Source organism: Sphingopyxis sp. Geo25, assembly GCF_949769135.1.
Lineage (GTDB): Bacteria > Pseudomonadota > Alphaproteobacteria > Sphingomonadales > Sphingomonadaceae > Sphingopyxis.
The window spans coordinates 302,453-323,490 of the sequence record NZ_CATKOZ010000003.1 but is presented as its reverse complement, the minus strand read 5'-3'; the positions used below and the strand labels follow the sequence as shown (position 1 = coordinate 323,490).

Sequence of the window (21,038 nt, the reverse complement as noted above, 5' to 3'; positions counted from 1 at the left end):
GGGTGACGATATCAGCGCAATGGGCGGCAGCGCACGCCTATTCGTTCGCCGCCGCGTGCAGCCAATCCGCGTGGCGCGGAGCCTTCTTGGTCTGGCTCCATTCCTCGAGCATCAGCGGCGCGACGCGCTTCAGCTCGGCATATTGCTCGTCGGTGCCGATGTCGCACGCGAGTTCCACCCGGTGCCCGTTGGGGTCGAAGAAGTAGATCGACTTGAAGATGCCGTGGTGCGTCGGCCCAAGCACGTCGATGCCGTTCGCGGTCAGATGCGCTTTCGCCGCGACCAGTTCGTCATAGCTGCCGACCTTGAACGCCAGATGCTGGACCCACTTCGGCGTATTCTCGTCGCGCCCCATGTCGGGCTGGTTCGGAAGCTCGAAAAAGGCCAGGATGTTGCCGTTACCCGCGTCGAGGAAGACGTGCATGTACGGGTCATATTCGCCCGTCGACGGCACATGATCCTCGGCAAAGGCGGTGGTATAGGTCATGCCGAGCATGGCCTCGTACCACTCGACCGTCTCCTTCGCGTCCTTGCAGCGATAGGCGGCGTGGTGGACGCCGCCCAGTTTGATCGGGCTTTTGGTCGGACTCGTCATTCGGCGGGTTCCTCGACGTTGAGCGCGCCGCGACGGATCTGGTCCATTTCCATCGATTTGAACAGCGCGGTGAAATTGCCCTCGCCGAAACCCTCGTCCTTCTTGCGCTGGATGAATTCGAAGAAGACCGGGCCGATGACGGTCTGGCCGAAGATCTGGAGGAGCAGGCGCGGGTCGCCGTCTTGGGTCGATCCGTCGAGCAGGATGCCGCGCGACTGGAGTTCCTCGACCGGCTCGCCATGACCCGGCAGGCGATCGGCCAGCATCTCGTAATAGGTCGCGGGGGGTGCCGGAGCGAACGGGTTGCCGAGAGCCTTGAGCTTGTCCCACGCCGCGTAAAGATCGTCGCACGCGAACGCGATATGCTGGATGCCCTCGCCATTATAGGCGCGCAGATATTCCTCGATCTGGCCGCCGCCGCCCGCGCCCTCTTCGTTGAGCGGGATGCGGATCTTGCCGTCGGGCGCGGTCATCGCCTTCGAGGTCAGGCCGGTATATTCGCCCTTGATGTCGAAATAGCGGATTTCGCGGAAGCCCGCGATGCGCTCGTAGAAGGCGGCCCAATGCGCCATGCGGCCGCCGTAAACATTGTGGGTCAGGTGATCGATCACCTTCAGCCCGGCGCCCTCGGGATGACGATCGACACCCTCCTCATAGACGAAATCAATGTCGTAAATGCTGAGGTCGTCGCCATACCGGTCGATGAGGTAGATGATCGAGCCGCCGATGCCTCGAATCGCGGGCAGGCGAAGCTCCATCGGTCCGGTCTTGCCCTCAACGGGCTCGGCGCCGCGCGCGATGGCTTCTTCATAGGCCTTTGCGGCGTCGCGCACGCGCCAGCCCATGCCGCATGCCGACGGACCATGTTCGGCGGCGAAATAGGCCGCGGGCGATTTCGGTTCGTAATTGGCGATCAGATTGATGCCGCCCTGCCGCCACAGCTGGACATCCTTGGAGCGGTGGCGCGCGATCAGCGTGAAGCCCATGCGTTCGAAAACGGGCTCGAGAATGCCCTTATCGGGCGCCGAGAATTCGACGAACTCGAAGCCATCGAGGCCCAGCGGGTTTTCGAACAGGTCGGCCATGGCAATCAATCCCATCTAGTTTCAATTGAAACTATTATCGCCATATCGCCCCGGCAAGTCAAGGCTGGGCCGATGCCGGCCCATCATAGATGAAGCCACCTCGCTGCCTCACACGCGGGCCGATCTGGGCGGCCTGCCCGATCCGTATCTGGACCTGGTAATAATATTTGTCGGTCGGCTTTCCACTGTCATCGAAAAAGGCGATCTTCACCCGCTGTGCGACGCCACGCACCATGATCGTCCGGCCCTTGAAGCGTTTCTCCGCCGCCGCCAGCCCCTCGCCTTCGGCGAGCTCTGCCATCACCGCTGCGGGGATTGCGATGGTAAGGCAGTTGCGGTCGCGATAATCGGTTTCGGAATTGAGGTAGTAGATACCCTTCTGCTCGCCAACCGCTTTCACTTCCATCCGGAAGGTGCCGGCGATCCCGGCTTTCGGCGCCAGATAGGAGGCATAGGTCACCGCCTCGACCGGCGAGATGCAATCGTCGCTGCAGGTGATCGGCCGCGGCGCAGTCGTCACCGGGGGCGGAACCTTGGCGACGGGATTGGCGGCCAGCAACAGGGTCGCAAGAAACATCGGGGCTCTTCCTCCATGATTCGATCCCGGAACGGACCGTCATCGTCGTCCGTCCCGCGATCCAGAGCAATCCCCCAAAGGATCCGATCAGGCCGCCGCCGTCTCGATCGCCTCGAGCGCTTCCATCCACGCCGCCTCGACGCCTTCGAGCTCAGACGCGAGCTTGCCGCGGCGCTGCGACAGGTCGCCCATCGTCAGCTTCGCGAGCGCGGGCTCGGCACTCGCGGGGTCGAACATCGCGCGGTCGATCGCGCTGATCTGCTGCGCGAGCTTTGCGGCGCGCGCCTCATGGTCCTTGGCGGTCTTGCGGAGCACCGCCTGCGCCTCGCGAGCCTTCGCGGCTTCCTGCCGCGCAGACTTGGCGTCCTTCGATCTGGCGGCGGGCTTCGCATCGTCGTTCGCGGCGCTCTTGCCGAGGATGAAGGCGACATAATCGTCCATGCTGCCGTCGAAATCGCGCGCGGTGCCATTGTCGACGAGTACCAGCCGGTCGGCGCTAAGCTCGAGCATGTGCCGGTCGTGGCTGACGATCAGCACCGCGCCGTCGAAGCCGTTGAGCGCCTGCACCAGCGCCTCGCGCGCATCGACGTCGAGGTGGTTGGTCGGCTCGTCGAGGATCAGGAGGTGCGGCGCCTCGCGCGTGATCAGCGCGAGCGCGAGCCGCGCGCGTTCGCCGCCCGACAGCTTGCCTACTTCCGTCGTCGCCTTGTTGCCGGTGAAGCCGAAGCGCCCCAGTTGCGCGCGCACCGCGCCCGGGGTCTTGCCCGCCATCACGCGCGTCATGTGACCTAAGGGCGTGTCGCTGCCGTCGAGTTCCTCGACCTGATATTGGGTGAAATAGCCGACGCGCATCTTGCCGGCGAAGGCCATCGCGCCATCCTCGGGCTTCAATTGCGCCGCGAGCAGGCGCGCGAGCGTCGTCTTGCCATTGCCGTTGCGGCCGAGCAGCGCGATGCGGTCGTCGGGATCGATGCGAAGGTTGAGCCGCGATAGGACCGGATTGCCCGGCGCATAGCCGACGCTCGCGAGGTCGAGCGTGATCAGCGGTGGCTTCAGCTCGTCGCCGGGGCTCGGGAAGTCGAAGACGAGGCTCGGGTCCTCGGCGATCGACGCGATCGGCTGCATCCGGGCAAGCTGCTTCGCACGCGACTGCGCCTGCTTCGCGGTCGAGGCGCGCGCGCTGTTGCGCGCGACATAGTCCTGCAGCTTCGCACGCTGCGCGTCCTGCGCGGCCTTCGCCGCCGCTAGCTGCGCCGCGCGCTCAGCGCGCTGGCGCTCGAACGCGTCATAGCCGCCGGCGTAGAGCGTCACCTTGCCGCCTTCGAGATGCAGGATATGGTCGACGACATTGTTGAGCAGGTCGCGCTCGTGGCTGATCACGACGAGCTGCCCCGGATAGGCGCGCAGGAAGCTTTCGAGCCACATCGTCGCTTCGAGGTCGAGGTGGTTCGACGGTTCGTCGAGCAGCAGCAGGTCGGGGTTCGAGAAGAGCAAAGCAGCGAGCGCGACGCGCATCTTCCAGCCGCCCGAAAAGCTGTCGAGCGGCTGGCCTTGCATCTCCTCGTCGAAGCCGAGCCCGATCAGGATACGCGCGGCGCGTGCCGGCGCGGTATAGGCGTCGATCGCGATCAGCCGCTCGTGGATGTCGGCGAGCCTGTCGGGATCCTGCTCGGTTTCTGATGCGGCCAGCAGCTCGGCGCGTTCGGTGTCCGCCGCCAGCACCGTCTCGAACGGCGTCGCCGTCCCGCTCGGCGCTTCCTGCGCGATATAGCCGACGCGCGTGCGGCGCGGCATTTCGATGCCGCCCTCGTCGGCTTCGAGCTGGCCGATCATCACCTTCATCAGCGTCGACTTGCCCGCGCCGTTGCGCCCAATCAGCCCGACGCGGCTCTTCGGCGGCAGGCTCGCGCTCGCGCGGTCGAGGATGGTGCGCCCGCCGAGGCGCACGGTTAGGCCGTTGATCGTCAGCATGGGCGCGGCGCCTAGCATGATGCGCCCGAAAGCCCAAGCCCGACGCTGGCATTTCGGCGCACGGCACGCCACAAGCGACCGCATGAGCAACCTCGCCCCCTTCCACATCGCCTTTCCCGTCGACGATCTCGCCGCCGCGCGCCATTTCTACGGCACGGTGATGGGCTGCCCCGAGAGGCGCAGCGCCGCGGACTGGATCGACTTCAACCTCTATGGCCACCAGATCGTCGCGCACCGCGTCGAACGGCGCACGGCGGTCGCGGGGCATAATCCGGTCGACGGGCACGAGGTGCCGGTGCCGCATTTCGGCGTCGTCTTGCCGCCCGCCGACTGGCAGGCGCTTGCCGGGCGGTTGCGGGCGCATGGCGTCGAATTCGTCATCGAACCGCACACGCGTTTTCCGGATCAGCCGGGCGAGCAGTCGACGATGTTCTTCCTCGACCCGGCGGGCAATGCGCTGGAGTTCAAGGCCTTCGCCGACGTTGGACAGTTGTTCGCCAGATAGCGGCTAGTGCCCGCCGCCCATCGATATCTGCTTCGGGCGCGGCGCGAACCACACCGCTATCGCGGCCAGCACGAATACCACCGCCGCCGCGAGGAACAGGTGCAGCACGCCGAGCGTCGAGGCCTGGACATCGACGAGGCGCTCGATCGCGGCCCGCGCCTGCTCGAGCGTGAGCCCGGCATTCTGCAGCGAGGTCATCGCCGCCTCGGGATTGTTCAGCGACGACACGAGTTCGGAGCGCGAGGTGCGGCTGGCATCGTCCCACGCGGTCGTTGCGACCGCGGTCCCGATCGCCCCGCACAGCGTGCGCAGGAAGCTCATCAACCCGGCGGCCGACGTCTGGTGTTGCGCGGGCACAGAGCTCAGCGCGAGCGCGGTGAGTCCGACGAAGAAGAAGGGCATGCCCATCCCCTGCAATATGTGCGGAAGCGCCAGCGTCCAGTAACCCACATCGGCGTTCCAGCTCGCCCGCAGAATCGACATGAACGCCATCCAGAGGATGCCGCCCGAGATGGTGATGCGGACATCGACCTTCGTCATCAGGCCCGCCGCGACCGGCGACAGCAGGACGGCGAACACGCCGAGCCAGGCAACGATGAAGCCGGTCTCGGTCGCCGTATAACCCGCGACCTGCTGGAGCCATAAGGGCGTCAGCACGACCTGCGCAAAGAAGGCGCCGAAGCCGAGCGAGATCGCCATCGTCGCGAAGGTAAAGCCGCGAAAGCGGAAGATGCGCAGGTTGACGACCGGATTGGCGTCGGTGAGCTCCCAGATCACGAAGGCGGCGAAGCTGATCGCGGCGACGATTGCGAGCCCGACGATCCACGTCGATTCGAACCAGTCATGCTCGCGCCCGGTGTCGAGCATGATCTGGAACGCCCCGACCGACATGACGAGCAGGATCAGGCCGATGACGTCGATCCGCGCCTTTGCGCGCTTCGTCTCGAACGGCGTGAGCAAGGTGAAGACGCCGAATGCGCAGATCGCAACGACCGGCAGGTTGATGAAAAAGATCCAAGGCCAGGTCCAGTTGTCGCTGATCGTGCCGCCGAGGATCGGACCGAGGATCGGCGCGGTGGTCGTCGTCATCGCCCAGATTGCAAGGCCGACGCCGGCCTTTTCCTTGGGAAAGATACGCAGCAACAGGATCTGCGACAGCGGCATCAAGGGCCCGCCCGACAGCCCCTGCAGCACGCGGAAGAGCACCAGCGCGTCGAGCGTGCGCGAAACGCCGCATAGGAAGGAGAAAATGCCAAAGCCGACGATCGAGACCATGAACCATCGCACCGTGCCGAACCGCATCGCGAGCCAGCCGGTCAGCGGCACGCTGATCGCGTCGGCGACCGCATAGCTGGTGATGACCCATGTCCCCTGCGTCGGCGACACCGCAAGGCCGCCCGCGATATGCGGGACCGAGACATTGGCGATCGTCGTGTCGAGCACGACGACGAAATTGGCGAGCGCGAGCGCGAAGGCTGCGACGATGAGCCGCACGCCGGTCAGCGGTTGCGGTTCGGCCGGAATGGCGGATACGGCGGCGGCGCTGGCCATCGTTCAGCTCATTTCCCGCGCGTGTCGATCACTGCTTCCATCGACAGGCCGACGCGCAGCGGATGCTCTTTCAGATCGCGGGGGTCGATCGCGATGCGCACCGGCAGGCGCTGCACCACCTTGACCCAGTTGCCGGTCGCGTTCTGCGCCGGGATCAGCGCGAAGGCCGCGCCGGTGCCGCCCGCGATGCCGATCACCTTGCCGCGATAAACGACATCGCCGCCATAATAGTCCGAGGTCAGCTCGACCGGCTGGCCGATGCGGATGCGCCTGAACTGGCTTTCCTTGAAATTCGCGTCGACATAGGCGGTCGCGACAGGGACGATCACCATGATCGGCGCCCCCGCGGCGATCCGCTGGCCGACCTGCACCTGCTTGTTGGTGACGACGCCGTCGACCGGCGCGCGGATCACGGTGCGCGCGAGGTCGAGCTTGGCCTTCTCCAGCCGCGCCTGCGCTGCGGCGACGTCGGGGGCGGTGTCGATCGTCGTGCCGCGCACCACCGCCTCGGCGGCGCCGAGATCGCCGCTCGCCGAACCACGCGTTGCTTCGGCCGAGGAAATTCCCGCCGCCGCAAGGTCGCGCGCAGCGATTGCCGAGGCGAGTGCGGTGCGCGCGGTCGTCAGTTCCTCGGCGGAGACCGCGCCGGTGCCTGCGATACTTTCGCGCCGCGCCAGTTCGGCGCGCGCCTTGGCAACCGCCGCGTCGGCGTCGCGAAGCCGCGCCCGCGCCTGCGCGATATCGGCGCCGCGCGCGGCGACGCGCGAGCGCGCCGCATCGGCGGTCGCGCTCGCCTGGCCATAGCGCTGGCGCGCCTGGCGCAGCGCGGCCTCGGCATCGGCGACCGCAATCCGCTGGTCGGCATCGTCGAGGATGACGAGGATGTCGCCCTTCTTCACCACCTGCGTGCCGCTGACGCGGACATCCTTGACCGGGCCCGCGACGAGCGCGGTCACCGTCGCCGAATCGGCGCCGACATAGGCGTTGTCGGTCGACACGCGCCCCGCCTGCGTCAGGAAATACCAGAGGCCCCAGATCGCCGCGATCGACACGACGGCGATTGCGAGGATGCGGAGCAGGCGCGCGCGCTTCGCGGTGCGCGCGGCGGCCGCCTCGGCGCTTTCTTCGGCGGTTTCGGGGGTCGGCGCAGCCGTATCGTCGGCCATCGTCATTCTCCTGCGTGTGTCTGGTAACCGCCGCCAAGCGCGCGGATCAGGGCGATATCGAGGGAGAGCCTGCGCGCTTCGAGGTCGGAGACCTGCCGCGCGAGCTGGGTCATGCTGTCTTCGGCGGTGAGCTGCGGCAGCTGGGTCGACAGGCCCGCGCGATAGCGAAGGCCCGCAAGCTGCGCCGCGTCGGTCGCCGCCTTGAGCGCCGCGCGCCGGTCGCCCAACTGCCGCTCGGTCGCGGCGCGGCTCTGGGCGATATCGGCAACGTCGCGCAGCGCCGCGATCAGTGTCCGGTCGTAATTCGCCACGGCCGTGTCAAATTCGGCGCGGGCGCCGCGATAGCGGCCCGCGAGGTGTCCCCCGTCGAAGATCGGCAGGCTGATCGCGACGCCGCCATTGCCATAGTCCGATCCCTTGTCGAACAGCTTCGACAGGCCGAGCGACTGGAACCCGACGAGCGCCGAGAGATTGATATTCGGGTAGAAATCGGCCCTCGCGACGTCGATCCGCTTCGCCGCCGCCTCGGCGCGCAGCCGCGCCGCGACGATATCGGGCCGGCGTCCGACAAGATCGATCCCCGCCTGCGGCGGCAGGTCGATATCGGGCGAAGCAAGCGTCGGCCGCGTGATCGCGCGGCCGCGGTCGGGGCCCGCGCCGACGAGCGCGGCGAGCCGGTTGCGCGTCGTCGCGATCGCCTCGTCGAGCGCCGCGATATCGCCGCGTGCCGCCGCGGCGCGGCTTTCGGCCTGCCGCTCGGCCGACTGGTTCTCGATCCCCGCCAGCGTGCGCTTGGCCGATACATCGGCGCTCGCGCTGCGCACGCGAACCGCTTCCTCTGCGACATCGAGCGCCCGGTAATAGCCTGCAAGGTCGGCATAGGCCGAAGCGATACCGGTGGTCAGCATCAGCCGCGCCTGCGCTTCGTCGACGCGCGCCGCCTCGGCCTCCGATGTCGCGGCGGCGAGCGCCGCGCGGTTCTTGCCCCACAGGTCGAGATCGAAACCGAAGGTCGCGGCGACATGGCCGGTGTCCTGAATGCCGTCGGGCACGAATTGCGGCGGGATGCCGTTATTCTTGCTCTGCTGGACGCCGCCCGCGCTGCCCTCGACCCCGGCGCGCGGAAGCAGCGCCGCCCCCGCCTGCTGCGCCATAGCTTCGGCGGCGCGGACGCGCGCGGCGGCCGTCGCGATATCGGGCGAGCCCTTCAGCCCTTCGGCGATCAGCGCGTCGAGCTGCGGATCGCCAAGAGCCTGCCACCAGCCCTCGACGGGCCAGGCACCCCGTGCATCGGCAAAAGTCGCTGACGATTCAAGCGACTCGGCGGCAGCCGGGGCCGGTCTGGGACCGAGATCGGGAACGCTGGCGCAGCCCGCAAGCAGGCTCAGCACAAGGGCGGAGGGGAGAATCCTATTAGGCATGGCATCCAGTGATACTAGCTGGTATCATGCGCCATTGCACCTTGGAGATTCAGTTGTCAATCGAAATGATACCAGCCAGTACGGCCACCCTCGACGATGCCGCCGCCGCGCGCCGCAAGGCCTTCGTTGACGCGGCGCGCGAGGCCTTTTTCGCGAACGGCTATGCAGGCACCACAATGTCCTCGATCGCCAGCAAGGTTGGCGGGTCGAAAACCACGCTCTGGAGCTATTTCCCGTCGAAGGAGGAATTGTTCGAGGCGGTCGTCGACGACATCGTCGAGCAATACGGCCATATGCTCACGATCGACCTGCCGGTGGACCAGCCCGTGCCCGACGTGCTCCGCGGCTTCGGCACCATATTGATGACCAAACTCACCGCGACCCCGCTGCTTTCGCTCTATCGGCTCGTCGTCGGCGAGGCCGACCGCTTCCCGCACCTCGCTGAGACCTTCTACGACCGCGGCCCGCGGCGCGGCAAAGCGCGCGCCGCCGAATGGGTTGCCGAAAAGATGGCGCGCGGCGAGATCCGCATGGGCGATCCGATGCGCGCGGTGCAGCATTTCTCGGGCCTCTGCCAGTCGGGCGTCTATCAGTTCGCGCTGCTCTGCCTGCCCGGGGGGAACGACCCCCAACGCCTCGCGGCCGAGGTCGACGATGCGGTCGAAACCTTCTGCCGCGCCTGGTGCCTGCCCGCACCCGAATAAAGCCGATTGCCAAAATATGCCATCGCGCTATGGGCGGCGGCGCGGGGCCTTGGCCTCGCATGATCGCGCCGGTGCCCCGAAAGGGACTTAATAGGGAACACGGTAGGAAGGATGGCACGCGCCGCCCTTCGAAGCCGAGGCTGTCCCTGCAACTGTAAGCGGTGAGCGCGATGCACCGCCCCGGACCCGTCCGGGGCAGCCACTGGGCCCAGCCCGGGAAGGCGTGCATCAAGCGATGACCCGCGAGCCAGGAGACCTGCCGGCGTGGGTCGCTCAATGCCTTTGGTCCAGGGAAAGACCGGGGCACGGGATATTCCGTCGAGCGACGACCAGGCGGCGGGTCCGCCGCGGTGCAGGATGCGTGGGCTCTTTACGCCACCCCGCTCCCTGCGCCGGCCGGTCGCAAGACGTGCCCGGCAGGCCCCGCCTTCGTTGCTGGCGTGCGGGGGATTCCCATGTTGAAGAGCATTTCCATTTCCGTGCTTACTCTGGCGGCGACGCCTGCCCTTGCCGAAACCGGCGACATCGCCGACCGGCCGGGCGAGGAAATCATCGTTTCCGCGTCGCGATCGGGCGAGGGGATCGAGGCCGACAAGCTCGGCGCCTCGGTTACCGTCATCGCCCCCGATACGCTCGAGGCGCGCCAGACGCGCATCGTCTCCGACGTCCTGCGCGACGTTCCGGGTGTTGCCGTGAACCGCATCGGCGCGGTCGGCGGCCAGACGCAGATCCGCATCCGTGGCACCGAGGCCAATCACGTCCTCGTCCTCATCGACGGCATCGAGGCCGCCGACCCCTTTCAGGGCGAGTTTGATTTCGGCACGCTGATCGCCGACCCCGCGGCGCGGATCGAGGTGCTGCGCGGCCAGCAATCGTCGCTCTACGGCTCCGACGCGATCGGCGGCGTGATCAACTATATTACCCTGTCGGGCCGCGAGGCGCCGGGCTATGCCGCGCGCATCGAGGGCGGCAGCTTCGGCACGATCAGCGGCGGCGCCCGCGCCGCGGGCGCATTGGGCGATTTCGACTATGCGTTGTCGGGCTCCTACTATGGCACCGACGGCTATGCGACCGCGCGCGGTGGCACCCGCGACGTCGGATCGGACAGCGTCGGTGCGACCGCGAAGCTGGGCTGGGCTCCGGGCGAGGCCTTCGAGCTGACCGGCGTGCTCCGCTACAGCTATACCGACGCCGATACCAACAACAGCGAGTTCGATCCGACGAGCCCGCTCTTCGGTTATACGGTCGACAGCCCCGGCGTGCATTACACGAACGAGGCCTTCTACGGCCTGCTCTCGGCGCAGTTCAGCGCGCTCGACGGCCGTTGGGTGAGCACGCTTTCGGGCCAGTTCGCCGACGCGACGCGCAAGAGCTATACCAGCGTCGGGCTCGACTATGGCGACAAGGGCCAGCGCTACAAGGGCAGCTTCACGTCCAGCCTGTCGCTCGGGACCGCGGCGCTTACCCACCGGCTGACCGCCGCGGTCGACGTCGAGCGGGAGAATTTCCGCAGCCTCAGCCCCTTCGCCTTTCAGGGCAAGCGCCACACCGACAATCTCGGCATCGTCGGCCAATATGAGCTGATCGGCGACGCCTTCTCGCTCGGCGCCTCGGTGCGCCACGACGACAACAACCGTTTTGCCAATGCGACGACCTGGCGGGTGCAGGGCAGCTATCGCCTGCCGACCGGCACCCGCGTCCGCGCCGCCTATGGTACCGGGATCAAGAACCCCGGCTATTACGAGCTCTATGGCTTCATCGACGGCATTTACATCGGCAACCCCGACGTCAAGCCCGAAAAGTCGAAGGGCTGGGAGGCCGGGGTCGAACAGAGTTTCGGCGCCGACAATTGGGCGACGCTCGGCGTCACCTGGTTCGATTCGAAGCTGACGGACGAGATCTTCACCGACTATCCGCCGCCGAATTTCGTCGCGACCCCGGCGAACCGCGCGACCGACAGCAAGCAGCACGGCATCGAAGCCTTCGCGAGCGCGCAGCCGATCCCGCAGCTCCGCTTCGACCTCGCCTATACCTGGCTGAAATCGCGCGAGAATGGCGTCGCCGAAATCCGCCGTCCGAAGCATGTCGCAAGCTTCAACACCACCGTCACCAGCGCCGACCAGCGCCTCGCCGGGACGCTGACGCTGCGCTACAACGGCCGCACCACCGACAGCGCCTATATCGACCCGAGCTATATTCCGGTCACCGTCGCGCTGAAGGAGTATGTCCTCGTCAACCTCGGCCTCGATTACAAGATCAGCCGCGCGATCTCGGTCTTCGGGCGCGTCGAGAATCTGCTGGGCGAGGATTATGAGGAGGTCTTCAGCTTCGTCGGCTCCGGACGCGCTGCCTATGGCGGCGTGCGGCTGAGCTTCTGACGATGAAGCCGCAACGCCCCGCAGGCGTTGACCGACGCCGCAGACTCATCCCCCAAACGGCGCCGTTGAAGCGTCTGTTCCGCGAACCGAATGTTCGCGCGCAGGCGGGCTTCGGGTTTTGAGGCACACCCGCCTGGCCCTCGGTGCGCTGTTGGCGGCGACCGGCGCGGGCGCGCTCTGGGCGGCAGTGCCCGCGAGCGCGCCCAAGGCGCCGGCCGCGCCCGACCGCATCGTCTCGATCAACCTCTGCACCGACCAGCTCGTTCTCGCGCTCGCCGACCGGCGCCAGATCGCGGGGTTGACGCGCAACGCGATCGATCCCGAAATGTCGGGTGCCGCCATCACGGCGCGCGGCCTGCCGCTGCTCGGCAATTCGGCCGAGCAGATCCTCGCGATCGATCCCGACCTTGTCGTGGGGATGCCCGCGAGCCGCAGCGCCGCGCTCGCCGCGCTGCCCCAGACCTACCCGCTGCTCGATGTCGACAACGCGACCACGCTGGACCAGATCTACGCCTCGATCCGGCAGACCGCCAAGGCGGTCGGCCACGTCGGCCGCGGCGAAGCGCTCGTCGCGCGGATGCAGGCCGAGCTCGCGAACCTGCCGAAGCCCGGGCGCGGCCGCGTCGCGGCCTATTACCAGCGGCGCGGCTATATGACCGGTACGGGCACGCTGGTCGACGAACTGATGGGCCGCGCCGGTCTCATCAACCTCGCCCGAAAGCTCGGCAAGCCGCCGCTGTCGCAGCTCAGCCTCGAGGAGATGGTCGCCGCGCAGCCCGATTTCCTGATCGTCGAAAGCGCGACCGACACCGTCACCGACCAGGGCAGCGAAATGCTCCATCATCCCGCGCTGAAGCACATTCCGCGCATCAGCATTCCGGAGGCTTGGACCGTGTGCGGCAGTCCCGGCTATGCGAGCGCCGCGCGCGCGATCGTCGCGCAGATCGCCGCGATCGACCGGGGCGGCCAATGAGCCGCTCGCTGCTCCTCGCGCTGCTCGCCGCGCTGACGCTCGCCGCCGCGATCGCCTCGCTGCTGTTCGGCCCCGTCGACCTGTCGGTCGGCCGGTTGCTTGCCGCCGCATCGGGTCATGGCGATTCGATCGCGACCACGATCCTCTTCGAACTGCGCCTGCCGCGCACGGTGCTGGCGCTGGTCGTCGGTGCGATCCTCGGCCTCGCGGGCGCAGCGCTGCAGGGCTATCTGCGCAACCCGCTTGCCGAGCCCTCGGTGCTCGGCACCTCGAACGCCGCCGCGCTCGGCGGGGTCGCCGCGCTCTATTTCGGTTTCGCGCAAATCCACCCCGCCGCGCTACCGCTGCTTGCCATCGGCGGCGCGCTGCTGTCGCTCGCCGTGCTCTTCGCGCTCGCCGGGCGTTCGGAAAGTCCATTGACGCTGATCCTCGCCGGGCTCGCGGTCGGCACGCTCGCCGTCGCGGGAACCAGCCTCGCTCTCAACCTGTCGCCCAATCCCTTCGCGGCGATGGAGATCATGACCTGGCTGCTCGGCAGCCTCGAAAACCGGTCGTTCGAGCATGTCTCGATCGCGCTGCCGTGCGTCGCCATCGGTGCGGCGATGCTGCTCTGGAACAGCCGCGCGCTCGACGCGCTGACACTGGGCGAGGATGCCGCGCAGGCGCTCGGCGTCGATATCCGCCGCCTCCGGCTCCGCCTGCTTGTCGGTACCGCGATCGGGGTCGGCGGCGCCGTCGCGGTAGCGGGCGCGATCGGCTTCGTCGGGCTGATCGTCCCGCACCTGATGCGGCCGCTCACCGACCGCAGCCCCTCGGCGACCCTGCTGCCCTCGGCGATCGGCGGCGCGGCGCTGCTGGTGCTCGCCGACATCGGGGTGCGGATCATCCCGACGACAAACGAGCTGAAACTCGGCGTCGTCACCGCCTTCCTCGGCGTCCCGATATTCCTTGTCCATCTGATGCGGGAGAAGCGGATATGGTGACGCTCACGCTCGATCGGGTCGGCGTCGCGCTCGGCCGCCGCCCCGTCGTCCGCGACGTCAGCGCCGCGTTTGCCGCAGGCACGCTGACCGGCATCGTCGGCCCCAATGGCGCGGGCAAGTCGACGCTGGCGCGCGCGATGCTCGCGCTCGTCCCCGCGACCGGCGCCGTGCGGATCGACGGCGACGATGTGGCGGCGCTGCCCCGCGCCGGGCTCGCGCGCCGCATCGCCTATCTGCCGCAGGGCCAGACCCTGCACTGGCCGCTCACCGTCGAGCGGCTCGTCGGCCTCGGCCGCCTGCCGCACCTCGCGCCGATGTCGCGGATCGCCGGTGGCGACGCCGTCGCGATCGAACGCGCGATGGCGCGCGCCGACGTGCTCGATCTCAGGGACCGTATCGCGACCGAGCTTTCGGGCGGCGAGCGCGCGCGGACACTGTTCGCGCGCGCGCTCGCGGTCGAGGCGCCGGCGCTGATCGCCGACGAGCCGCTCGCCAGCCTCGACCCCGGCCACCAGATCGACGTGATGGAATTGCTCCGCGCCGAGGCCGACACGGGCAAGCTGGTGATCGCAGTGCTCCACGATCTCACCATGGCGGCGCGCTACTGCGACCGGCTGCTTGTCATCGACCGGGGCACGATCCTGGCCGACGGCACGCCGCGCGACGTGCTGACGCCCGACCTGCTGCGCGCGGTCTATGGCATCGACGCACGGATCGAGACCGGCGGCGACTGGCCGACCGTCACCACCTTCGGCCGCCCGCAACCACCCGATTGACCGCCTGCCGCGCTGAACTACCCGCCGACGCTCCGTCTAAGCCGCCTCGAACCGGATCGGCAGCCGCTTCAGCCCGCCGACGAACACCGATTCGACCCGCGCCGGCTCGCCGGCCAGTTCCAGCTTTTTCAGCCGCGGCAACAGCTCCTCCATCATGATCCGCATTTCCATCCGCGCGAGATGCTGGCCGAGGCAGACATGCGCGCCGAAGCCGAAGGCGATCTGCGGGTTCTTGTCGCGGTCGGGGTCGAAGGTGAAGGGATCGGCGAAAACCTCCTCGTCGCGGTTGCCCGAGACATAGCTCAGCATCAGCCAGTCGCCTTCAGGGATCGTCTGCCCGCCCATCTCGACGTCCTCGCGCGCGCTGCGCATGAAATGCTGCACCGGGGTCGTCCAGCGGATCGCTTCCTCGATCAGCCCCGCCTTGTCGGTCCCGGCATCGCGAAAGCGTTCGAACAGCGCCGGGTTCTTCGCCAGCTCCATGATCGCCCCCGCGGTCGAGGCGCTCGTCGTGTCGTGCCCCGCGGTCGCGATGATCATATAATAGCCGGCGAGCTCGCGGTCGGGGATCTGTTCGCCGCCGACCATCGCGTTGGCGATCACCGTCGCGATATCCTCGCGCGGATTCGTTCGGCGGTCGGCCGTGAGTTCGCGGAAATAGGTCTCGAAATCGGCGATCACATAATGCAGCATCGCGATCGCCTGTTCGGCGCTGGTGATCTCGACCTTGTTGCGGTTGAGTTCGGGATCGGTCGAGCCGAACAATTGCTGCGTCAGCATCAGCATCCGCGGCTCGTCCTCGGGCGGAACGCCCAGAATATCCATGATCACGCGCAGCGGATAATGCGCCGCGACGTCGCGGGCGAAATCGGTCTCGCCGCCTGCCTCCAGCATCCGGTCGACCGTCTCGCGCGCGATAAGGCGGATGCGGTCTTCGACGATCTTCAGATTCTTCGGCATGAACCAGCTCTGCGTCAGCAGGCGGTATTTCATATGGTCGGGCGCATCCATCTGCACCAGCGAACGAATGAGGTGGCCGTCATTGTTGGGCGTCGCGGCGCGCGCCAGGGCTTCGCCGTCGCGGTTGGTGAGCACGGTCGGGCGGATGCCGTTCGCAAAGCGCTGCGGATCGCGGCTGATCGCCATGATGTCGGCGTGCCGCGTCACCAGCCAGAAGGGATCGTGATCGGGGTTTTCGGCCACCGCGAGCGGCGCGTTGGCACGCGCCCACGCGAGCTGCTCGTGAAGGGGTTCCCAATCGCCATAGGCAACCGGGTTGACGACGGCGGCGGATACCTCTCCGGGCAAAATAGGTTTTGTCATGAAACCAAAACTGCCCCAACTCCTGTCGTCTGTCGAGACTTGTCGCGAATCCACCGAAACTTGTCTTTGCGCAAAGCCGGGCGTGGGCTTAGGCGCGCGCAAACCATATCGGGGATCGCCATCATGAAAAAATATCCGACTCGCCATCTGCTCGTCGCCGCCGTCTCGTCGCTCGGGCTTGCCGCCTGCGCCGCACAGCCTGGAATCGCCCCCGCCGCGCCGGTCGCCGCCGCGCCCGCCTTCACCGGCGCCCCGCTCGACGCCAGCGTCCCCAGCCAGCTGCCCCGAATCGCGCGCCCACTGCATTATGCGATCAGCGTCACCCCCGATGCGCAGGCGCTGACCTTCGCCGGCGAGGCCGCGATCGACATCGAGTTCTATGAAGCGTCGGCGACGCTGACGCTCAACGCGCTCGACCTCAAATTCGCCGGCGCGACGCTCACCGGCGCCGACGGCAGGGCGGTTCCGCTGACCGTCGCGACCGATGCCGCGGCGCAGACCGCGACCTTCACTGCCCCCGCGCCGCTCGCGCCCGGCCGCTATCGCCTGACCACCGCCTACACCGGCGTCATCAACACGCAGGCGAACGGTCTCTTCGCGCTCGACTATCCCGACAAGGCGACGGGCAGGGAGGTGCGCGGGCTCTTCACCCAGTTCGAGGCGCCCGACGCGCGCCGCTTCGTCCCCAGCTTCGACGAGCCGAGCTACAAGGCGACCTTCGACCTCGCGGTGACCGTGCCCGAGGGCGACCTCGCGGTCAGCAACATGCCAGTGGCGAGCGAAACCCCGGCCCAAGGCGGGCGGAAAAAGGTCGTGTTCCGGACCTCGCCCAAAATGTCGTCCTATCTCCTCTTCTTCGCGACGGGCCAGTTCGAACGCCTCGCGGCGAAGAGCGAAAGCGGCGCCGAGGTCGGCATCGTCTCGCCAAAGGGCTCGGGCGAGCAGGCGCGCTTCGCGCTCGACAGCCTCGGCCCGCTGCTCACCTACTACAGCGACTATTTCGCTCAGCCCTATCCGCTGCCCAAGCTCGACAATGTCGCGGGGCCCGGCCAGTCGCAATTCTTCGGCGCGATGGAAAATTGGGGCGCGATCTTCACCTTCGAACGCATCCTGCTCGACGACCCGAAGATCACCAGCGATGCGACGCGGCAGGAGATCTACACGACGCAATCGCACGAGGTCGCGCACCAGTGGTTCGGCGATCTCGTCACGATGGCATGGTGGGACGATCTCTGGCTCAACGAGGGCTTTGCGAGCTGGATGGAAACCAAGTCGACCGACCATTTCCATCCCGACTGGCAGCCGCTGCTGGACCGCGTCGGCGGGCGCGAGCGCGCGATGAGGCTCGACGCCTTCGCGACGACGCACGCGATCGTCCAGACGATCCGCACCGTCGAGGATACCAATCAGGCTTTCGACGCGATCACCTATCAAAAGGGCGAAGCCGTCATCACGATGCTCGAATCCTATGCGGGCGAGGATGTGTGGCGCGATGGCCTCCGCGCCTACATGGCGAAGCATAAATATGCGAACACGCGCACCGACGACCTGTGGAACGCAGTCGAGGCCGCAGGCGCCAAGGGCCTGACGGCTATCGCGCACGACTTCACCGGGCAGCCGGGCATCCCGCTGCTCCGCGTCGGCGCGGTGAGCTGCACGGGCGGCACCACGACCGTCGCGCTGACGCAGGGCGAATTTTCGCGCGACCGCAAGGACAGTATCGAGGCGCAGGGACGCCGCTGGCAGGTGCCCGTGCTCGCGCAGGCGGGCGAGGGCGGGATCGCGCGGCAGGTGGTGTCGGGCGGCGCCGGTACGCTGACCTTGCCCGGCTGCGGACCGGTGCTGATCAACGCCGGGCAGGCGGGCTATTATCGCACCCTCTATTCGCCCGCGGCGCTCGCCGCCCTGCGCGGCCGGTTCGCGGCGCTCGCCCCGATCGACCAGCTCGGGCTGCTCGGCGACAATTTCGCGCTCGCCAACGCCGGTTACCAGCCGATGGGCGCCGCACTCGGCCTGCTCGCAGCGACGCCGAAGGACGCCAACCAGAAGGTGCTCGCCGAAGCCGCCGGCCGCTACGAAATCCTCTACGACTATTTCGACGACCAGCCCGCGCTGCGGGGACAGGTCGCCGCGCGCGCCAGCGCCGCGCTGTCGCCCGCGATGGCGCGCCTCGGCTTCGACCCGCGTCCCGGCGAGCCGGCGCTCGACGCGATCCTGCGCTCCGACCTGCTCGATTCGCTCGGCGCGATGGGCGACCCGGCGGTGCTGGCGGAGGCGCGGCGCCGCTTCGCATGGCTCGACCGCGATCCCGCCGCGCTCGACGGCCCGCTGAAGTCGCGCTGGATCGGCATCGTCGCAGCCAACGCCAGCGCGGCCGAATGGGACAAGCTGCGCGCGATGGCGAAAGCATCGAAATCGGCGGTCGAACGCAGCGCCTTCTACACGAGGCTCGGCAATGCCAAGGATGCCGCGCTCGCGAAGCGCGCACTGGCGCTCGCGCTCACCGACGAGCCGGGCAAGACCGTCAGCGCCGCGATCATCAGCACGGTCGCGCGCACCCACCCCGAACTGGCGGTCGACTTCGCGCAGGCGAACCGCGCCGCGGTCGACGGGCTGATCGACGCCGCGTCGCGCGCGCGCTTCGTCGCCGCGCTGGCCGCCTGGTCGAACGACCCGGCGATGATCGCGAAGCTCGAAGCGATTGCGGCGCCGCTGCCCGCCGACGCCCGCAAGCCCTACGACAAGACGATCGCCAGCCTGAAGGAACGCGGCGCCAGCCGCCCGCGCATCAAGGGCGAAATCGCGGCTTGGCTGAAGGGCAACTAGGGTTGGGTGGCCGATCCCGTCATCCGGGCCTTCGCGCGGATGACGGGAATCGCTATTCGGCGAGCTGCGGCGCTCCCGCGGGCATTGCGCTCTTCCATTCGCTGCGCGCCTTGCGGATCATGGCTTTCAGCGCGTCGGCGTGGCGCAGCCATGCCGCGGCGGCCTCTGCGGTCCATTCGCTCCCGGCCGCGCTGCCAAGCTCCTCGACTGTCATGTCGATGAAGGCGTCATATTCGGCGATCGGCAACGCGCCATAGCTGCGGTGCGTGAACACCAGTTCGGTCACCAGCGGCCAGACCCAGGCCTCGCCCTTTGCGAGGCCCAGCATCATTTCGAACGTCTCGTCGGTCATTCGCCGCGACGCGGCATCGACCGAGATGAAGCTCGCGCGCCGCTCGGGAAAGGCCGCGAAGAAGCTCTCGAACAGCGGCAGGCGTATATCCGCGCCGGCGGCGGCGATCAGGCTCGCTTCCATCGCCGCCGCCTCGCTCATTTGAACAGACTGCCCAAAATGCCGCGCATCAGCTGCCCGCCGAACTTGCCCGCGACCTGTCGGCCGAGGCTGGTCGCCGCCGACCGCGCCGCCGACTGGATCATCTTGTCGGCCATCGACGGCTTCGCAGCCTCGCGCGCCGCCGCCTTTTCCTGTTGCAGCCGCACGCGCTCCTCGGCGGCCTTGCGCTTCGCCTCTTCCTTCGCGGCAATCGCGGCCTGCTTGTCGGCCTCGGCCTGCGCTTTCGCCTCGACCGCCGCCGCCTGCGCCTGCTCGGCCTTGGCGGCAAGCAATTCCTCGGCGCTTTCGCGGTCGACCGCCGTGTCATATTTGCCCGCAACAGGCGAGATCGACTGGATGATCGCGCGCTCCCTGGCGTCGAGCGGGCCGGCGCGCGAGCAGGGCGGCTTGATCAGCGTGCGCTCGACCGGCGAGGGCGCACCGTCGGCCATCAGCAGCGAGACGAGCGCCTCGCCGACCTTCAGCTCGGTGATCTCGCGTTCGACATTCACCTTGGGGTTGGGGCGAAAGGTGTCGGCCGCTGCCTTGACCGCCTTCTGGTCGCGCGGGGTGAAGGCGCGCAGCGCGTGCTGGACGCGGTTGCCGAGCTGCGCCGCGACATCCTCGGGCACGTCGATCGGGTTCTGCGTGACGAAATAGACCCCGACGCCCTTCGAACGGATCAGGCGCACGACCTGCTCGATCTTCTCGGTCAGCGCGGGTGGCGCGTCGTCGAACAGCAGATGCGCCTCGTCGAAGAAGAAGACGAGCTTCGGCTTGTCGGGATCGCCGACCTCGGGAAGCGTCTCGAACATTTCGGACAGCAGCCAGAGCAGGAAGGTCGCATAGAGCTTCGGGCTGGCCATCAGCTTGTCGGCGGCGAGGATATTCAGGTAGCCGCGGCCATTCTCGTCGGTGCGGATCATGTCCTGGATATCGAGCGCGGGCTCGCCGAAGAAATGGTCGCCGCCCTGGCTTTCGAGCGTCAGCAACTGTCGCTGGATCGTGCCGACCGTGGCCTTCGACACATTGCCATATTTGGTCGTCAGTTCGTCGGCATTCTCGGCGCACCAGGCGAGCATCGCCTGCAAATCGCCCAGATCGAGCAGTAGCAGATTCTGTTCGTCGGCAACGCGGAAGGCAATCGCGAGCACGCCTTCCTGCACCTCGTTGAGCCCCATCAGCCGCGCAAGCAGCAACGGTCCCATTTCCGAAATCGTCGTGCGGATGGGATGCCCCTGCTCGCCGAACAGATCCCAGAAGATCACCGGATTGTCGTGATAGGCCCAATCGCTGTCGCCGATCTCGGCGGCGCGCGCGGCGAAAATCTCGTGCATCTTCGATGTCGGGCTGCCCGCCATCGCCATGCCGGCAAGGTCGCCCTTCACGTCGGCGACGAACACCGGCACGCCGACCGCCGAAAAGCCCTCGGCCAGGCCCTGCAGGGTCACCGTCTTGCCGGTGCCGGTCGCGCCCGCGATCAGCCCGTGGCGGTTCGCCCGCTTCAGCACCAGCGACTGGCGCGGCCCGTCGGGCGCTCCGCCGCCGCCGAGGCCGATGTAGATTTCGGTCGCTTCGCTGCCGTCGCTCACTCTGCATTCCTCCATTCGGGCACCCGATCAATGGTCTAGTGCGGCGGACAAGGTCAGGCAATCGGCAAAGCCGCGCGCGAGGCGCGCGCGCCACAAGCCTTGCCAACCCCGCCGCATCG

At 67.7% G+C, this 21,038-nt stretch carries 17 protein-coding genes and 1 riboswitch; of the genes, 7 read left to right on the top strand and 10 right to left on the bottom strand.

What is annotated here, in order from left to right:
* Positions 1 to 37: 37 nt before the first annotated feature.
* The 4 genes from QOL68_RS12130 to QOL68_RS12115 all read right to left on the bottom strand — a co-directional run bounded on the left by QOL68_RS12130 (position 38) and on the right by QOL68_RS12115 (position 4,228).
* Positions 38 to 595, bottom strand: a complete 558-nt coding sequence (locus QOL68_RS12130) for a VOC family protein (protein ID WP_282949283.1) — start codon at positions 593 to 595, stop codon at positions 38 to 40.
* Positions 592 to 1,680: a 4-hydroxyphenylpyruvate dioxygenase gene (hppD, locus tag QOL68_RS12125; protein ID WP_282949517.1), complete on the bottom strand. Its 1,089-nt coding sequence runs from the start codon at positions 1,678 to 1,680 to the stop codon at positions 592 to 594. Before hppD ends, QOL68_RS12130 begins: the two co-directional genes overlap by 4 nt.
* Positions 1,681 to 1,738: 58 nt before the next feature.
* The gene (locus QOL68_RS12120) at positions 1,739 to 2,257 is read right to left on the bottom strand and encodes a hypothetical protein (RefSeq protein WP_282949284.1); all 519 of its coding nucleotides are present in this window, start codon (positions 2,255 to 2,257) and stop codon (positions 1,739 to 1,741) included.
* Between the two features lie 87 nt (positions 2,258 to 2,344).
* Positions 2,345 to 4,228 (bottom strand): ABC-F family ATP-binding cassette domain-containing protein, encoded by a 1,884-nt coding sequence (locus QOL68_RS12115; RefSeq protein WP_282949285.1) that lies wholly within the window; start codon positions 4,226 to 4,228, stop codon positions 2,345 to 2,347.
* Between the two features lie 82 nt (positions 4,229 to 4,310).
* On the opposite strand from QOL68_RS12115, the gene QOL68_RS12110 reads away from it, so the two are divergent.
* Complete coding sequence (locus QOL68_RS12110) at positions 4,311 to 4,733, top strand: VOC family protein (RefSeq protein WP_282949286.1); 423 nt, start codon at positions 4,311 to 4,313, stop codon at positions 4,731 to 4,733.
* A 3-nt stretch (positions 4,734 to 4,736) separates the two neighbouring features.
* Here the strand turns inward: QOL68_RS12110 and QOL68_RS12105 are convergent, their stop codons facing one another.
* The 3 genes from QOL68_RS12105 to QOL68_RS12095 are packed head-to-tail and all read right to left on the bottom strand — an operon-like array spanning position 4,737 to position 8,841.
* Positions 4,737 to 6,284, bottom strand: coding sequence for a DHA2 family efflux MFS transporter permease subunit (locus tag QOL68_RS12105; RefSeq protein WP_282949287.1), 1,548 nt, complete (start codon positions 6,282 to 6,284; stop codon positions 4,737 to 4,739).
* A gap of 8 nt (positions 6,285 to 6,292) precedes the next feature.
* A complete protein-coding gene (locus QOL68_RS12100; protein ID WP_204994299.1) occupies positions 6,293 to 7,450 on the bottom strand; it encodes an HlyD family secretion protein in 1,158 nt (385 codons plus the stop codon).
* Between the two features lie 2 nt (positions 7,451 to 7,452).
* Complete coding sequence (locus QOL68_RS12095) at positions 7,453 to 8,841, bottom strand: efflux transporter outer membrane subunit (RefSeq protein ID WP_349306399.1); 1,389 nt, start codon at positions 8,839 to 8,841, stop codon at positions 7,453 to 7,455.
* Between the two features lie 95 nt (positions 8,842 to 8,936).
* On the opposite strand from QOL68_RS12095, the gene QOL68_RS12090 reads away from it, so the two are divergent.
* From QOL68_RS12090 to QOL68_RS12070, 5 genes are all read left to right on the top strand, one after another.
* A complete protein-coding gene (locus QOL68_RS12090; protein WP_282949289.1) occupies positions 8,937 to 9,575 on the top strand; it encodes a TetR/AcrR family transcriptional regulator in 639 nt (212 codons plus the stop codon).
* A 53-nt stretch (positions 9,576 to 9,628) separates the two neighbouring features.
* A riboswitch (cobalamin riboswitch) is annotated at positions 9,629 to 9,853 on the top strand.
* Between the two features lie 177 nt (positions 9,854 to 10,030).
* Complete coding sequence (locus QOL68_RS12085; RefSeq protein WP_282949290.1) at positions 10,031 to 11,953, top strand: TonB-dependent receptor plug domain-containing protein; 1,923 nt, start codon at positions 10,031 to 10,033, stop codon at positions 11,951 to 11,953.
* Between the two features lie 118 nt (positions 11,954 to 12,071).
* Entirely contained in the window at positions 12,072 to 12,926 is an 855-nt protein-coding gene (locus QOL68_RS12080) for an ABC transporter substrate-binding protein (RefSeq protein ID WP_282949291.1), read from the top strand.
* Complete coding sequence (locus tag QOL68_RS12075; protein WP_282949292.1) at positions 12,923 to 13,909, top strand: FecCD family ABC transporter permease; 987 nt, start codon at positions 12,923 to 12,925, stop codon at positions 13,907 to 13,909. The genes QOL68_RS12080 and QOL68_RS12075 overlap by 4 nt, the downstream gene beginning before the upstream one ends.
* Positions 13,903 to 14,685: an ABC transporter ATP-binding protein gene (locus QOL68_RS12070; RefSeq protein WP_282949293.1), complete on the top strand. Its 783-nt coding sequence runs from the start codon at positions 13,903 to 13,905 to the stop codon at positions 14,683 to 14,685. The genes QOL68_RS12075 and QOL68_RS12070 overlap by 7 nt, the downstream gene beginning before the upstream one ends.
* Positions 14,686 to 14,721: 36 nt before the next feature.
* Here the strand turns inward: QOL68_RS12070 and QOL68_RS12065 are convergent, their stop codons facing one another.
* Positions 14,722 to 16,008 carry a cytochrome P450 gene (locus QOL68_RS12065; RefSeq protein WP_282949294.1) on the bottom strand — a complete coding sequence of 429 codons (1,287 nt, stop codon included), beginning with the start codon at positions 16,006 to 16,008 and terminating at the stop codon, positions 14,722 to 14,724.
* Positions 16,009 to 16,131: 123 nt separating this feature from the next.
* Here QOL68_RS12065 and QOL68_RS12060 point away from each other — a divergent pair, with 123 nt between their 5' ends.
* Positions 16,132 to 18,834: a M1 family metallopeptidase gene (locus tag QOL68_RS12060; protein ID WP_282949295.1), complete on the top strand. Its 2,703-nt coding sequence runs from the start codon at positions 16,132 to 16,134 to the stop codon at positions 18,832 to 18,834.
* A 52-nt stretch (positions 18,835 to 18,886) separates the two neighbouring features.
* Here QOL68_RS12060 and QOL68_RS12055 read toward each other — a convergent pair whose 3' ends face one another.
* Both QOL68_RS12055 and QOL68_RS12050 read right to left on the bottom strand, forming a co-directional pair.
* Positions 18,887 to 19,327, bottom strand: a complete 441-nt coding sequence (locus tag QOL68_RS12055; RefSeq protein WP_058457422.1) for a hypothetical protein — start codon at positions 19,325 to 19,327, stop codon at positions 18,887 to 18,889.
* Complete coding sequence (locus QOL68_RS12050) at positions 19,324 to 20,919, bottom strand: helicase HerA-like domain-containing protein (RefSeq protein ID WP_283404310.1); 1,596 nt, start codon at positions 20,917 to 20,919, stop codon at positions 19,324 to 19,326. The genes QOL68_RS12055 and QOL68_RS12050 overlap by 4 nt, the downstream gene beginning before the upstream one ends.
* Positions 20,920 to 21,038 lie beyond the last annotated feature (119 nt).